At 59.5% G+C, this 14,574-nt stretch carries 12 protein-coding genes; 4 read left to right on the top strand and 8 right to left on the bottom strand.

What is annotated here, in order from left to right; all coding sequences use genetic code 11:
• Positions 1–12: 12 nt before the first annotated feature.
• The 6 genes from ACTWLJ_RS03660 to cpaB are packed head-to-tail and all read right to left on the bottom strand — an operon-like array spanning position 13 to position 6,432.
• Positions 13–897 (bottom strand): type II secretion system F family protein, encoded by an 885-nt coding sequence (locus ACTWLJ_RS03660; protein WP_401216081.1) that lies wholly within the window; start codon positions 895–897, stop codon positions 13–15.
• Positions 898–1,782 (bottom strand): type II secretion system F family protein, encoded by an 885-nt coding sequence (locus ACTWLJ_RS03655; protein WP_445179901.1) that lies wholly within the window; start codon positions 1,780–1,782, stop codon positions 898–900. It lies immediately after the preceding gene.
• Positions 1,783–1,800: 18 nt separating this feature from the next.
• A complete protein-coding gene (locus ACTWLJ_RS03650) occupies positions 1,801–3,069 on the bottom strand; it encodes a CpaF family protein (protein WP_401216083.1) in 1,269 nt (422 codons plus the stop codon).
• Complete coding sequence (locus tag ACTWLJ_RS03645; protein ID WP_445179900.1) at positions 3,066–4,256, bottom strand: AAA family ATPase; 1,191 nt, start codon at positions 4,254–4,256, stop codon at positions 3,066–3,068. The genes ACTWLJ_RS03650 and ACTWLJ_RS03645 overlap by 4 nt, the downstream gene beginning before the upstream one ends.
• Complete coding sequence (locus ACTWLJ_RS03640) at positions 4,253–5,476, bottom strand: type II and III secretion system protein family protein (RefSeq protein ID WP_445179899.1); 1,224 nt, start codon at positions 5,474–5,476, stop codon at positions 4,253–4,255. The genes ACTWLJ_RS03645 and ACTWLJ_RS03640 overlap by 4 nt, the downstream gene beginning before the upstream one ends.
• 20 nt (positions 5,477–5,496) lie before the next feature.
• Positions 5,497–6,432: a Flp pilus assembly protein CpaB gene (gene cpaB, locus ACTWLJ_RS03635; RefSeq protein WP_445179898.1), complete on the bottom strand. Its 936-nt coding sequence runs from the start codon at positions 6,430–6,432 to the stop codon at positions 5,497–5,499.
• A 340-nt stretch (positions 6,433–6,772) separates the two neighbouring features.
• Between cpaB and ACTWLJ_RS03630 the strand changes: the two genes are divergently transcribed.
• The 4 genes from ACTWLJ_RS03630 to ACTWLJ_RS03615 all read left to right on the top strand — a co-directional run bounded on the left by ACTWLJ_RS03630 (position 6,773) and on the right by ACTWLJ_RS03615 (position 10,828).
• Complete coding sequence (locus ACTWLJ_RS03630) at positions 6,773–6,982, top strand: Flp family type IVb pilin (protein ID WP_401216124.1); 210 nt, start codon at positions 6,773–6,775, stop codon at positions 6,980–6,982.
• A gap of 121 nt (positions 6,983–7,103) precedes the next feature.
• On the top strand, positions 7,104–7,316 hold the full coding sequence (locus tag ACTWLJ_RS03625) for a Flp family type IVb pilin (RefSeq protein ID WP_445179897.1): 213 nt from the start codon (positions 7,104–7,106) through the stop codon (positions 7,314–7,316).
• 69 nt (positions 7,317–7,385) lie between these two features.
• Positions 7,386–7,796 carry a response regulator gene (locus ACTWLJ_RS03620; protein ID WP_445179896.1) on the top strand — a complete coding sequence of 137 codons (411 nt, stop codon included), beginning with the start codon at positions 7,386–7,388 and terminating at the stop codon, positions 7,794–7,796.
• Between the two features lie 638 nt (positions 7,797–8,434).
• Positions 8,435–10,828, top strand: coding sequence for an autotransporter outer membrane beta-barrel domain-containing protein (locus ACTWLJ_RS03615; protein ID WP_445179895.1), 2,394 nt, complete (start codon positions 8,435–8,437; stop codon positions 10,826–10,828).
• 86 nt (positions 10,829–10,914) lie between these two features.
• Here the strand turns inward: ACTWLJ_RS03615 and ACTWLJ_RS03610 are convergent, their stop codons facing one another.
• On the bottom strand, positions 10,915–12,585 hold the full coding sequence (locus ACTWLJ_RS03610) for a ShlB/FhaC/HecB family hemolysin secretion/activation protein (protein WP_445179894.1): 1,671 nt from the start codon (positions 12,583–12,585) through the stop codon (positions 10,915–10,917).
• Positions 12,586–12,721: 136 nt separating this feature from the next.
• Complete coding sequence (locus ACTWLJ_RS03605) at positions 12,722–14,299, bottom strand: collagen-like triple helix repeat-containing protein (RefSeq protein WP_445179893.1); 1,578 nt, start codon at positions 14,297–14,299, stop codon at positions 12,722–12,724.
• Positions 14,300–14,574 lie beyond the last annotated feature (275 nt).

Below are 14,574 nucleotides of genomic sequence, written 5' to 3'. Positions count from 1 at the left end.
CCATGAGCCACGTCAGTTTGCGAACGCTCGGGTAATTGCAGTAAAGCCGGGGCCGGCCAATACGATCAGCAAGGCTGGAAACAAAAACAGCATCATCACCACGGACATCTTTGCCGACATTTTCGAAACGTATTCCTGCAACCGTGTCAGGCGCCGATCATCGAGCAGTTGCTTGAGCGCCAGCAGCGACTTCATCGCGCCGCCGCCCTGTTGAATCAGTTGCTGGAGGATCACGCAGGTGTCAGTGAATTCCTCTACGGCGAGCATCACCGAGGCTTTGTTGAGTTCCTGGCCAAGCTCCAGACCCGAATCGACACGGGCGAGGATCAGGCGCAGTTCGCTGGTCAGTTCCGGCAGCAGTTTCTGCGCTTCGATGCTGAGCACGCGCAAGGCTTGTTCGACCGCCATACCCGACTCGAACAGGATGCGCAGCAGCGGGATGAACGTTGAGATTTCCACCGCGATAATTTTTTGCCGACGCCCCGCAGCGTAGGCCAGCAGTCTTTTGGGCAGCAGGTAACCGGCGCCGGCGGCGAGCATCGGCATCAGCCAGGGATGCGCCGCCTGCGGGAAGAACACTTCTTGCAGAAATATCGCCAAACCCAAAGTCAGCAGCGGAGTGCCGATCTGAAACGCGGCGTACAGTGAACGTTCGCTGGCGCGGCGCCAGCCGAGGCGGCTGAGCAGGGTCTGGGTTTCGCTGTCGATGCTCACCGAACGCTGGCCGAAGCGGCTGCCGCCTAATGCGCGCAACCAGTTGCCGAAGCGGTTTTCGCGCACCAGGTGGCCCTGCAACCGCTGGTTCACCTGACGCACCCGGCGCCGTTCGGTCAGCAGGTGGTTGACCACCAGCAACAGGGCACCAAGCAATAACATGAGGGCGGCGAGATAGACCATTCAGACACTCCGCAACATGCGCCATAGCGCCAGGCATCCGAGCACCTGCAACACCACCGCGATGATCAACATGGTCTGGCCGCCCGAGTCGTGCCACATGCCGAGCATGTAGCCGGGATTGGTCAGCATGAAGTAGCTCACAACGATCACGGGCAGAGCGCCGAGCACCCACGCGGTCATCCGTGTTTCACCGGTCATCGCGGCCAGTTGGCGGGCGCCCTGATCGCGTTCGCGGATCAGTTTGATCAGGTTTTCCAGCAGCTCACTGGCGTTGCCGCCATAGCGATGGTTGACCTTCAGACCGAGGGCAAACATACGCAGTTCGTCCTGTTCATAAAGCTCGGCAAAGTCGCTGACGGCGTCTGGCAGATTGACCCCCAGTTGCACGTTGCGCTGAATTCGGCCCATGGCTGCTTTCAGTGGATCGTCGCTTGTTTCGATGCCGCCCATGACCGCGTCGCTCAGGGTGCGCCCGGACTTCAGACTGCGCACGGTGTGGTCTAGTAACTGCGGCAGTTGCTCGATCATGCGTTTCAACCGGCGTCGATACAGCAAGGAAATATACAGCCGCAAAATCAGCGGCGGCGCCAGCACCATGGTGATCAAACCGACCCATTCGAACAGCAGATAACCGAGGCCGATGGCCACGGCCCACAGGCTTAGCCAAAGTCCGAAGCGTTCGGTCGGGCGGCCCAGTCCGGCGCGCAGAAACATCCGTTCCAGGCCTACCCATCTGGTCTTCTCCGCCACCAGTTGCGGTTGGCCGGCGGCCAGTCGGTTGAGTACGCGCTCGTTGGCGGTCTTGTGGACACCGTGCAGAAACAGGCGGATCGACAGCCCCAGCAGGATCAGGCAAATGATGATGAGAATGACCGGACCAATCATGATGAATGCCCCATGCCGTCAGCCCAGATGTGCGTCGTGCCGCAACTTGTCACCGGCCGGGTTGACCGCTTCCCGCAGGAAGCCAAAACCGGTACGACGGTCGAGGCGGAACAGCGTGTTGGTGACGTAGACGTCTTCGCGAATACCGACCACTTCCACCACTTCGCTGACGCAGCGGCGGCCATCGGGCATGCGCGTCAGCTGGATGATCACGTCGAGTGCTGCGCAGATCATCTGGCGCAGAGTTCGCTCGGCGATGGCGCGGCCGGTCAGGCCCACCAGTGTTTCCAGACGCAGCAGTGCATCCTGCGCGTTGTTGGCGTGTACGGTGCTCATCGAACCGTCGTGGCCGGTGTTCATTGCGGTGAGCACGTCGACCACTTCGACGCCGCGAATCTCGCCGAGGATGATCCGGTCGGGACGCATCCGCAGGGCGTTGCGGATCAGGTCGCTGGCCTTCACTTCGCCGTGACCTTCGGCATTCGGCGGCCGGGTTTCCAGACGCACGACGTGCGGGTGACCGAGCTGCAATTCGGCAACGTCTTCGATGGTCACCAGACGTTCATGGGGATTGATCAATTGGCTGAGGATGTTCAGCAACGTGGTTTTGCCGGTGCCGGTACCGCCGCTGATGAGGATGTTGCAGCGCTTGCCGACGGCATCCTGAAAGAACTCGAAAATCCCCAGATCGATGGTTTGCATCGCCATCAGGTCGCTGCTTTTGAGCATGTCCTTGCGAAACTTTCGAATCGACAGGCATGGGCCATCGAGGGCAATCGGCGGAATGATTGCGTTGACCCGGCTGCCGTCGGGCAGGCGCGCATCGACCATTGGTGAAGACTCGTCGAGCCGCCGGCCGAGTGGTGCAAGAATCCGCTGCATGACCCGTTCGACGTGGTGTGCATCGATAAAGCGCAGGTCGCTCTGATGCAGCACACCGTCGCGCTCGATGAACACCCGATGCGGGCCGTTGACCAGAATTTCGGTGACCGACTGATCGCGCAGCAATACTTCCAGCGGGCCGAAACCGGTAAGCTCGTCGACGATTTCTTCGGCCAGTCTCTCCATTTCATAGCGTGAAATGGCCAGATGCAGACGGGCGATGTATTCGGCGACTTTGTCGGTAACAAATTGCGCCAGAAGCTGGCGCGAACCTTCCAGCAGGTTTTTCCCGGACTCTTCGATGGCGTCGATGATGTAGCGGTGCAGCACCAGTTTCAGGCCTTCGTGGTCTGTGTTGCCGACCGCTGAACGTTGCGCTGCACCAAAGAGTTTTTCTGCGCTCATGAGGTGCCTCGCAAGCGGTCGAACCAGGTGGCTTTCGGTTTGGCCAGGCCTTCGGAGCGTTTGGCCAAGCGTTCACCGAGGGCACGCAGGCTCTGTGTGAGTTTCTCGCGGGGCGCCAGTTCGAACAGGCTCACGCCTTGGTTCTGTGCGTTCAAACGCACTTCGGCGTTGGCCGCCAGTACGGCGATGACTTCGAGGTTGAAGGTCTTGCCGAGGGTTTCCGAATTCGGCGCGACGTTGCTCAGGTAGCGGTCGATCAGCAGGCGCGCGTGATCGAGTTTCATGCCTTTCTCGCGCCACTGATTGAGCACGGCGAGGTTGCGCCGGCAGTTCAGAACATTCTGATCGGTGTACCACAGCAGCTTGTCGCAGTGGCTGACAAAGGTGCGCAGCGCTTCGCTGTCGCTCTGTCCGGTGAGGTTCACCACTATGTGCTGGAAGTGCTGGCGCAACGCGCTGAGGAGCATGAACAGTTCGGCGGCGCTGGTGCTTTCCAGCGGCTCGTCATTGCTCGCATAAGCGAGAATCCGCAGACCGGCTTCGGCGCTGGTGAAGGCGCTGTCGATCAGTGTGGTGTCGAGGCGCCGCAGGTGGCGCAAGGCATCGCCGAAGTGGAACGAACTCTCCAATCCCAGCAAGGCAAGGCTATCGCCGCGCGGTAATCCCAGGTCGAGCAGCAGGGTTTGCTGGCCGCTTTTCTGCACGGTCAGCGCCATGTGATTGGCCAGCAACGCGCCGTCCGAGCCGCTCTGTACGCCGTACATCACGGTCAGGCCGCCCAACTGCGTGTTGGATGCGACGGGTGGCAGGCGTTTGCTCAGGCGGCGCACCAGCCCGGCGACTTCGCTGGAGCGTGAGCCATAGGCGACGAAGTCCCGTGCGCCGGCACGCATCGCATTCAACACCAGCTGATTGTCCATGCCGTCGCCGAGGGCGACGATCGCCAGCATCGGTTTGGCTTCCAGCGCACCTTCGATCAGTGCGCTCTGGGCGACAACATGCTCGCGGTCGAGGCCGACGAACACCAGACTGGCGAATGTCACGTCGACCAGCGCGAGCAATTCGTCGAGGCTGCCACCGCCGGCGCTGACCACTTGGCCGAGCGGCGCCAGAGCGCTTTGCAGCCATTCCAGATCGGTGCTGTTGCGGGTGATCGCAAGAAACGTCTGGCTCAGGTTCTGGCTCATTGGGACAGCCCGCTACGCTTGTCGAAGTTGCCGTTTTCGAGGAAGAACATGCGATAGAAATTCGGGTCGTAGTTGCGCAGTTTTTCGCCCGGCAGCGACGGCAGTTGTGCGTCGGCTGCCAGTGGCTGCACCAGATGCGGAGTGACGATCATCAGCAGCTCGCGCTCTTCGCGCTTGATCTGCGAACCCTTGAAGAATGCCCCGAGCACCGGAATATCCCCCAGCCCCGGAAACTTGTTTACCTCAGAACTGTTGGTGGTGCTGATCAATCCGCTGATGACAAAACTTTCGCCGTCGGCCAGCGAAACGCTGGTGTCAGTACGGCGGATGGTCAGCGCCGGCACGGTGGTGCCGGCGATCTGCACGGCGTTGCTGTAGTCGAGTTCGCTGACTTCCGGTGCGACCTTCAACGAGATGCGATCGTGACTGATGACGGTCGGCGTCAGTGTCAGGCGAATGCCGAACTCCTTGTACTCGATGGACACGTTGTCACTGCCGGAACTGGGTACCGGAATCGGGATTTCACCACCGGCCAGGAAGCTTGCACTCTGTCCGTTCAGGGCCACCAGGCTTGGCCGCGCGAGGGTGTAGGCGAAGCCGCTGGTTTCCAGCGCATTGATGATCGCCATGGTCTTGCCGCCAATCCACGAAAAGTTGAACAGCGAGTTGTCCACCGGCAATCGTGGCTGTGGAACACCGTTGATGGGCGGCAGTGTGCCGGGGGAGCCGAACAGGAAGTTGCCCCGGGCACCGATCAGCGAAGCGGTGGCTTCCTTGAGTTTGGTGCGACTGACTTCGACGAAGCGGATGTCGGTCTGTACTTGCGACGGCAACGTCGGGTCATCCGAAGGAACCCGGCCGAGGTTGGTCATGGCGGCGGTGGCGGCGCCCTGAACAAACACCATGCTCTGACGTGGCTCACTTGAGCATGAAGTCCAGACCATCAGGCTGGTCGCGCCGGGCGCAACGCCCGTCAGCAGAAACGACGAACTGCCGGTGTCGTGCACGTCGGCGATTTTCGGATCGCCAATCGCCACACGGGTGATCGGCACCGGCGATTGAATGTCCTGTTGGAAGCCCTGGCCAATCTCGATCACTGGCGACATGCGACCGAGTGCCGAGCAATTGCCGGTGGCCGCAAAAGCAGCGTTGATCGACAGTCCCATCAGTATCAAGGCCCGGAGCACAGGTTTTAATGTCGGCCGGAATCGACTCTGCATGCACTTGAATCCTTGCTCAGTCATGGGGTTTGTTGGGAAATCTGATTGCCGCGAATCACTTCCATCGCCCGCCGCACGCCACCTCCAGTGGGCGGCGCTTTCGGGCCGCTGCCCAAGGCCAGTTGAGTAAACTGGAAGAGCTGGCTGTTGGCATTGTCCAGATGGGTTGGCGACTGGTTTTCACCCGCCCAGTACTTGGCCAGACGCTGCTCGTCGCTGCTGCGTACCGCCAGGCGCAAGGTGCCGACCTGGGTGGCGAGCATCATCCGGCTCAGTAGTTGCTCGGGCACCGCCAGCACCACGGTGCGCGCGGCGACCCGGCGTTGATCCTGTTTGATCTTGTCGTCGCCGCTCAGGGCCGGTGTGGCGGGCTGACCATCGTTGGTCAGGCCGTATTGGTCGCCGACACCGAGGACACGCATGGCGGGCACGACAATCTGTGCTGACTGCTGCAAGTTGCTGGCGTCCTGACGCAGGTACAACAGCACATCGACGTAGTCACCGGGAATCAGTTGCCCGGCTGCGCCGATCACTTCGTCAACCGCTACGGTAAGCGCACGTTCATCGCTGTGAATCATCCGTGCCAGTGCGCCACCGGCCTCGAAGCTTTCGTCGTTGAGCCAGGTGCCGGCACTCAGGTGCCGCCAGGGTTTGCGGCCAACGGCCTGATCGACGTTGCTCAAACTGCCGGCGGGCGCATTGCGCAGTTTTTCCACGGCGACATCGGCGGCGGTAAGAGGGGTGAAGGGCTGCACGTCGTGGATCAGTACAACCACCGGTTGGCGGGTCTGGTCTTCGGCGGTGGCAATGGTTTTATCAACGCTGGTGATCGGCGCGGCAGGTGCCTGGGCAACAGGTACCGTCGGTTGGCGACTGAGTACCAGCCCCCAGTAACCGACAAAAATTGCCCCAAGCAGAAGTACCGCTGCAAGACCCATGGTGACGCGACTGTTCATGACGGCTCTCCCTTTCCTGCTGCACTGACTACCGCATTTCCTGACGAGAGAATTTCGCAAGCGGGCAGCTATGAACATGCAACTATTTCGCTATTTCCAAGCTAGCTGATCCGCACCAAAACGCCATTACTGACAGGAAAATAACTCACTAAAGTATGGGTCTTGGCCAATTAACAGTTGAATCATTGCGAGTCACCAATGGATTAATTCTTTGTGATTAATCCGTTCTTACAGTTGTTGACCGGGGGTTTGTTGACAATGCTTTGATAGCACGGTGGAACCTTGCCGCTGTAGCGTTACATCGGCGCCAGAGGCGCGAAGGAGTAGACGTATGTTTCGTATGATTCTTGACTATTTAGTGGCCCGGGTTCGGCTTTTCCTCAAGAGTGACGAAGGCGCATCGGCGATTGAGTACGCAATTGTGGTGGCGATGGTCGCGGTGGTCGTCGTGGTGTTCGTGACACCGGTCGGCAACAAGGTTCTGGGCATCTTCAACAACGTCCTGACCGCTCTAGGTGGTACGGCGGTCACCAGACCGACGCTGCCTTAAACCGAATCATCCATCCCTTCCGTCAATGCCTGTTTGCGGTCGCTGAAAAGCGCGCGCAGGCATTGCCCGGGTCATTGGATTTCTGCTGCCGGGGTGAAGACCGGTACGAAGGAGAACTTCCATGCTCTTTGAATACCTGATGTTGCGTGCACGGTTGTTCATGGCGAGCACCGAAGCCGCGTCGGCCATCGAGTACGCGATTGTGGTGGCGATGGTGGCGGTCGTGGTGGTGATATTCGTGACGCCGGTGGGCGCCAAGGTGCTGGGGATTTTCAACAACATTCTGGTGGCGTTGGGTGGCACCGCGCAGACGGCTCCGGTGCAGACGCCTTGAGCGCATTCGGTCGCGCATGACGAATGTCCGGCTACACTCGGTTCCACTCTCAGTTTTCAGGTATTGCCCATGACTGCTTCCTCGATACCCCGCCAACAGTTGCTTCTGGTTGACGATGAAGAGGACGCGTTGCTGGAGCTGGCAGAGTTGCTGGAGGGTGAGGGCTTCACCTGTTTCACTGCGACTTCGGTGAAGCTCGCCTTGCACCATCTGACGCGCAATCCTGATATCGCATTGGTGATTACTGATCTGCGGATGCCGGAAGAAAGTGGCATGTCGTTGATCAAGCGGTTGCGTGAGCATACTTCGCGTCAGCATTTGCCGGTGATCGTGACGTCAGGGCATGCGGATATGGAGGATGTGAGTGACATGTTGCGGTTGCAGGTGCTGGATCTGTTTCGCAAGCCGATTTATCACGTTCGGTTGTTGGAGACTCTGGATAATTTGTTTCCCAAGGTTAAGGATCATCGGGTTGGGTGATCGTTATGTTTATCCGTTTTTTGGGTGATGGCTGATTAGGGTTCCGCCCTTACGGCGGGTCACTTTTTCCAGGCGCCGAAAAAGTAACCAAAAAGGCTTTGTCCTGGCGTTCGGCCCTCGCTGTGGCTCGGGTTCCTTCGCTCCGGGACTCATCCGGGGGGATCGCCTACGGTTTGCTGCGCTGCACCTCCTCTCGATCTGTTCGACTTCGTCGAACGGCGCTTCGCGCCCACCCCCGAATGAATCCCTCCACTCAGCCTGCCGACGGACCTTGCAGATCAAGATCAAGAGCACAGCCGAGCTAACGCTCATCCTGTGAGTGGTTAAAAGCAACGCGGTGGGCAGGTTGACTTGTTTTTCTGTAGGAGTGAGCCTGCTCGCGATGGCGACCTGACAGCCGACCAATTTCGATCTGATCACTCAAATCCTTGTGGGAGCTGGCCTGCCAGCGATGGCAATTTCCCTTTTTCAAATAAACCAATATCTGACGCCATCTCTTTGACATTTTAATGGTGTCGAAATGATGGCTCGTGTAAATTCCCCGCGCCCGCACTTGATGACTCTGGCGGGACGGTAGGGATGCCTGATTGACATGTGACCCTGCTGAAACTGCTTTTATGTTTCGGAAGGGAATCTCATTGAACACTGCTCGCTTGCGCCGCTCGTTGCTGGCGCTTTCCATTACTGCCGCCGCTCTTGACTCTTCAACCGCTTTGGCTGATTTCAATTACGACATCAGCAGCGCTCCGTTGAACAGCAATCTGCTTAACACAACCAATCTGGTCGACCTGCACGGCAATTTGAACGCTACGCCTGTTGCGGCTCCAGGCCTGACTTATGGCGCGCAGTTCATGGGGCTGAGAGCGCGGCAATTGCGTAACAACGACAGCATCCGTATCGATGGCGCCACGAATGGTGTGGGGCTGAATATCGGCGCGTCCGGTGTAGTGGACAGCAATATCACGCTGGGTCTGATCAACGCCGGCTCGATTTCGGTTCATGGGTTGGCAGCAACCGGCAGCTCGACGGGTATTTCCATCCTGGGAAGTACGCTGGGCAGTTCGGTTATGAATGACGGTCTGATCGATGTCAGTGGCGCTACCGCCACCGGTGTGATGGTGGTGCACTCCCACACGAACGGGATCAGTAATACAGGCACTGTCACCGCCAACGGCACGGATGCATTGGGCGTGTTTCTTGACGGTGCCACGCTCAAGGGCGGGATTTACAATGCCGGTACCATTCGAGCCAGCGGTGCCGATGCCGAGGCTCTCACCATCGAGGGAGTGACTTTTGATCGATCGTCCGGCTCGAACAGCTTAATGCTCAGCAACTACGGCACGATTTCCGGCGAGTCCATCGGTGTACACGTCAGTGGCCAACCGGCGACTGGCAACCCCTTCTCCATTTACCAACTGACCGGTCTGATCGAGGGCGGTAAGGCGGCCATTCAGGTCGATGATGGCCAAAGCTACTTCGACTTTTTCGGCGGAACGGTGAGGGGCGACATCCTCGGGCTGTCCGGCGTGAAGATCGATGGCGATGCCACCTTCGACGGTTCGATCATCAAGTCCGGCTACGTCACGATTGAAGAAGGCACGCTGACCCTGGTGCGACCGCACACCACGATCATCGGCGACTTCGACATGGAAGAATCCAATTCCGTGCTGGAGATGTACCTGGGCAACGACACCAATCCGGCATTGCCGGTGTTGAAAGTAACCGGCACCACCGACATTGCGCCGGGTGCGCAGTTACGATTGTTGGCACGTTCCAGCGACTTCCGGGTGTCCCCGGGCGGTACGCGTTACACCTTGATCAGTTCGGGGAATCTGATTGGCGGCAGCAATCTGACTGTGACCTCTACTTCCGCACTGCTCGATGTGAAGAGTTTCGGTGTGGCAGGCAATGACATCACGACGGTGGTCACGGCCAAGTCCGATCAAGTGCTGGCCGACAACACTCTGGCGGTTGGTGGCAGTCGTAACGCCGCGACGGCGGTGGGGCGTTTTTCCAGTGTGATGTCGCGGATTGACGAGCAGGACCCGGTGTTCCAGGCGTTCGCCAATGCTTCCACCGATGCTGAACTTGCGCGTCTTTCCGAGACACTCAGCCCCGATGTCAGCCGTGGTGTGCTTCGCGCGGCCACCAACAGTCAGACGCTGGTCTCGGGTGTCATCAATGATCGTTCCAGCCGTGCACGCTCGACCGCAGGCTCACCGGGAAAAGGTGTCTGGCTGCAAGCGCTGAGCAGCGACGCGAATCAGGATGAGCGCCGTGGCGTTGCCGGTTATGACGCCGACAGCCACGGGATCGCGGTCGGTGCCGATGGCCAGTTGAACGCCGATACAACCCTGGGTCTGGCGTACAGCTACCTCGATACCGATGTGAAATCCGATCTCGGCAGCAAAACCAAAGTGACCGGCCATGCGCTGACGGTTTACAGCAACTGGGTGCATGACAACTGGTTTGTCGATTCGTCGTTGATGTACGGCTGGAACGACAACGAGTCGAAACGCTACATCGCCGGTACCCGCGCCAAGGGTGATTACGACAGTGACGTTTTTGGTGTGAGTGCACTGGCGGGTTACAGCCTGCGACTGGCGCCTGATGTTGTGCTTGAACCGCAGGTCGGTGCCCGTTACGCAAACGTAGGCATGGATTCGTATCGCGAGAAGGGCAGTTCGGCTTCACTGAATGTCGGCAGCCAGCGTTATGAAGTCGGTGAGATGGGGGTGGGTGCGCGCCTGGCGGCGGCATTCGACGTTGGCGCCGGCAGTCTTGAGCCAGAGGCAAAACTGATGGCCTGGCATGACTTCATTGGTGACAAGGTCGCGACCACGTCATCGTTTGTACTGGGTGGCGATTCGTTCACCAGCCGTGGCACCACGCCGGTACGTGACAGCTATGAACTGGGCCTGGGTGCGAATTACCGCATGGGCGCCTGGAGCGTTGGCGGTTCGTATAACTATGTGACGTCGACCGGTTTTGACTCCGACAGCTTCACGGCGAAAGTGCGTTACGCGTTCTGATCGACGTTGAGACCGCGTTATCGTTCATCGCTGGCAAGCCAGCTCCCACAGGAATCTCTGTGACCCTGTGGGAGCTGTCTGACACCCTACAACTGATAACTGAAACTGATGCTGTAACGCGGACGGCGATTGAGGGTGTCCAGTGCTTCGTCGGACATCGGCTTCGCCGCTTCCAGTGCGATGTTGTAATACTTGGCATCGCCAAATCTCAAGCCGACGGCTGCCGAGGACAGGTCGCTGTCTTGAATCGGCAGTTTGTTGAACCAGGATTTCGAACGATCCAGCACCACATACGGTTGCAGGATGCGCACCCAACTGCCGTCACGATTGAAGCTGTAGTTGACCTCGTAAGCCACCCCCCAACCCTTGTCGCCTGAAGCCTGATCGTCGGGGTAGCCGCGACCGAAATTCTGTCCGCCGAACACCGCGCGTTCGCTGTCGGGCAACGTGTCGTCGGTCCAGTACAGCGCGCCCGAGAGCACGCCTTGCCAGTTGTCGAAGAACTTGTCGCTCTGCACACCGGACAGGCGCACGCGGAAGAAGTTGAGGTCAATCGCGCTGTTGTTGGTCTTCGCCCCCATGCTGTCGAGGCCTTGATAGATCCCGCCGCTGATAATCCGCAATTGCCGGGCATCAACCTTGCGCCAGTCGCTTTCGAAGGCGAGGGCGCGGATGTCGGTGCGTTCTTCGACGCTGAGCGGGTAGCCGATGACGTTGTAGCGGGTCTTGTCGTTGACCGCATACAAGCGCGTACCGACGTTGAGCAGTTCGGTGGATGAGGCAATCAGCGGCAGGCTGACGCCGATCGAGTAACGGTCGTTTTCGCGGTGCGGTTTGAGCTCCAGGCCGTTGTCGAGCTGGACGTTAGTGCCCGGGTCGGCGCGGTAGCGTGAGGCGGACAACGCCAGTTGTGTACCTTCGGCATCAAGGAACTGGTTGTAGTCCAGACGGTAGTAATGCTCTTTGTCGTCCCCTGGCGGAAACAGGCCGCTGAGGCTTAGCTGTTCGCCCATCGAAGTCTGCGAGTTGCTGCTGACACCGAGCAGCGCCTGGGTGCCGTTGCGGTTGTCCTCGGTGGTGCTCAGCGTGCTGGTGAACGGTTTGCGGCTGGCCTGGGCGACTAGCGTAGTGGCGCCGTCGGTGGTGCCCGGTGGCGGCACCTGGGCCTGAATCGTTACGCCGGGAATACGCGTCATCAGCGTGGTATAGCGCTCGAACGTCTTGCGCGTCAGCGGGCGTTCGGCCTGGATCTTCGCCGCCAGTTTGTCGAGCAGGCTTTTCACCCGGCCAACATCGCCCTGCATCTGCACATCACGCACATAACCTTCGACCAGCACCACGCGTGCCACGCCGTCATCGAATTTCTGTTGTGGCAGGAAGGCGTAGGACAGCAGATAGCCGTCTTGCTGGTAGCGACGGGTGATATTGCGAGTGGCTTCGATCAGGTCGGCGAGGCTGGTTTCATGGCCGATCAGCGGTTTGAAATTGTCCGCCAGTTCGTTCAGCGGATAGATTGTCCCGCCTTCGATCTGCACCGTCTTGAGCTTGATTTTGGTCGCCATCATCAACGGTTGCGCGGCGGCTGCGCCGGGGTCAGGGACTTGCAACGGCGCCACGTTCGGGCGATAGGCGTCGGCCGGCAGGTTCGGCACCGGCAGATTGCGGATGGTTTCGTTGCTGTTGAGGAAACTGGGCAGGGTGTCGGCGAGGGCGGCGGAACTGAGGCTGAGGCACAGCAGGGATGCCAATACGCGCATAGGACACTCCATGGTCAGGTCGCAGCTCGAGGCTGTCTTTTTTCCCAAGAAAAAAAGCGGAAAACTCGTGGGAGTCTTCCGCCCTCAACCAAGCGTAGGCGCTGTAGGTGAGGCCGTCGAATCGGCCAGGTGCAATTTAGCGTTTGTTGCCTCCAAGAGCGCCGGTCAGACCACCAAGTACTCCGCCCAGACCACCTGTTGCGCCTGTGCCGGTACCGGTGCCGCCGTTGACCAGACCACCGACCGATGCAACAGTGCCGCCGACGTTGCTGACGAGACCACCGACCGCAGTGCCTACTGGATTATTCGTTGCGGCTATTGCTCCGCCCAGACCACCGACTGCGGCGCCAACCTGACCGGTGAGGCCAGCGACAGGTGTACCGAGGCCGGTTGCGGCACCGACGTTTTGAGTCAGGCTGGTAACCGCGCTGGTGGCTGGGTTGAGCGCACCGCCCAAGCTATTACCCAATGCTGCCAGCGGTGCAGTCGAGCCAGTGATCGGTGTGCCGGAACCACCAAGAACTGTGTTGAGCGAGGCAACCACATTGCCCGCCGATACGCCTGCGACACCACCTGCACTCACCACGCCATTGGTGTTGCCGGCGTTCAGGCCTGAACTGACGTTGACCACTGCGCCGCCGACGGTTTGCAGCAGGCCAGTACCACCCAGGCCGCCGCCGAGACCGCCACCCAGGCCACTACCTGTACTCGTGCCGTTGGACACCAGACCGCCCGCTTTACCGACTGCTGTGCCGGCATTGCTCAGGGCACCGCCAAGAGTATTGGTCAGCGCGTTGCCATTGCCGACATCGGTGACTTTGTCGCCCACACCGTTGACGGTATCGCCGACTTTCTGGATCACGCCTTTGAGTGGATCACCCAGGCCTGTGGCATCACCGACTTTGTCGGTGGTGCTTTCAACCATCGCAATCACCGGCACCAGACCGTTGCCGACGCTTTTGGTCACTGAGCCCAGAGGCCCGGTAGTGGTTGCAGTACTGAGGGTGTCGCCAAGCATGGTGACTTTTTCGCCGACACCTTCGAGTAACGGTGCGACTTTGGTGACCACGCCGCCCACCACTGGAACGCTAGTGGTAGCGGTAGCAAGTTTGCCGCTGAGGTCGGAAACCCCGTTGCCGACATCTGTCACCACGCCGCCGACTGCCGAAGCGGTCACGCCCAGGCCATTATCGGTGGTGCCCAGTTTGCCGATGCCGTTGGCCACACCGTCACCCAATGTGCTGACCACGTTACCGGTGGTGTTGACTGCACTTTGTACGACACCACCTACAACCGGCACGGTGCTCAGTGAGTCGCCTACCTGACCAACGCCGTCGCCGACACCGCTGACGGTTTTGCCGACATCCTGTATCAATGTGGTCGTTACCAGTGGAGTAGGTGTGGTTGGTGTGGTCGGGCCAGTGGGGTCGGTAGGCCCAGTCGGGTTGGTTGGATCGGTTGTTCCGCCGGTACCTCCAGTGCCGCCAGTGCCACCAGTACCACCAGTTCCACCGGTACCCGCGGTATCACCTGTGCCTCCGGTGCCACCAGTGCCACTTGTTCCGCCAGTGCCGCCGGTTCCTGCTGCCGGAGTCGAGCTGCTGCCGGAGCTGCTGTGATGACCGCCACCGCCACTGCTGCAACCGGCGGCGAGGCCGAGGGAAAGGATCAATGCCAAAGCTGTTGCCGATTTGCACCACACTTGAATTTTCATGATTGAGATTCCTGCACCTGACGCAACGTTCGTTGCCTTCGATGGCCCGCCGATCTTTCGTCGCCGATGCCTCGTCCGTGGTGCCAATCTCAGTCCCGGGGCCGGGTTCACGCCATTCTCAAGTTGGTATTAACGCCTTTATATATAAGGCGTTGCGCAGTGCCTAACGACTAATACCCAAGATATAGAAGCGCAAAAAAAAGCCTTGAAAATCAAGGCTGGTTTTTTTGCGGGGAAGGGCGCGCAGTGCGGAAAAACTTAAGTGATATATACAC

The sequence above is a fragment of the Pseudomonas sp. McL0111 genome (genome assembly GCF_052567255.1).
The sequence above is the reverse complement of the archived record's forward strand: the minus strand, read 5'-3'. Positions and strand labels throughout refer to the sequence as shown.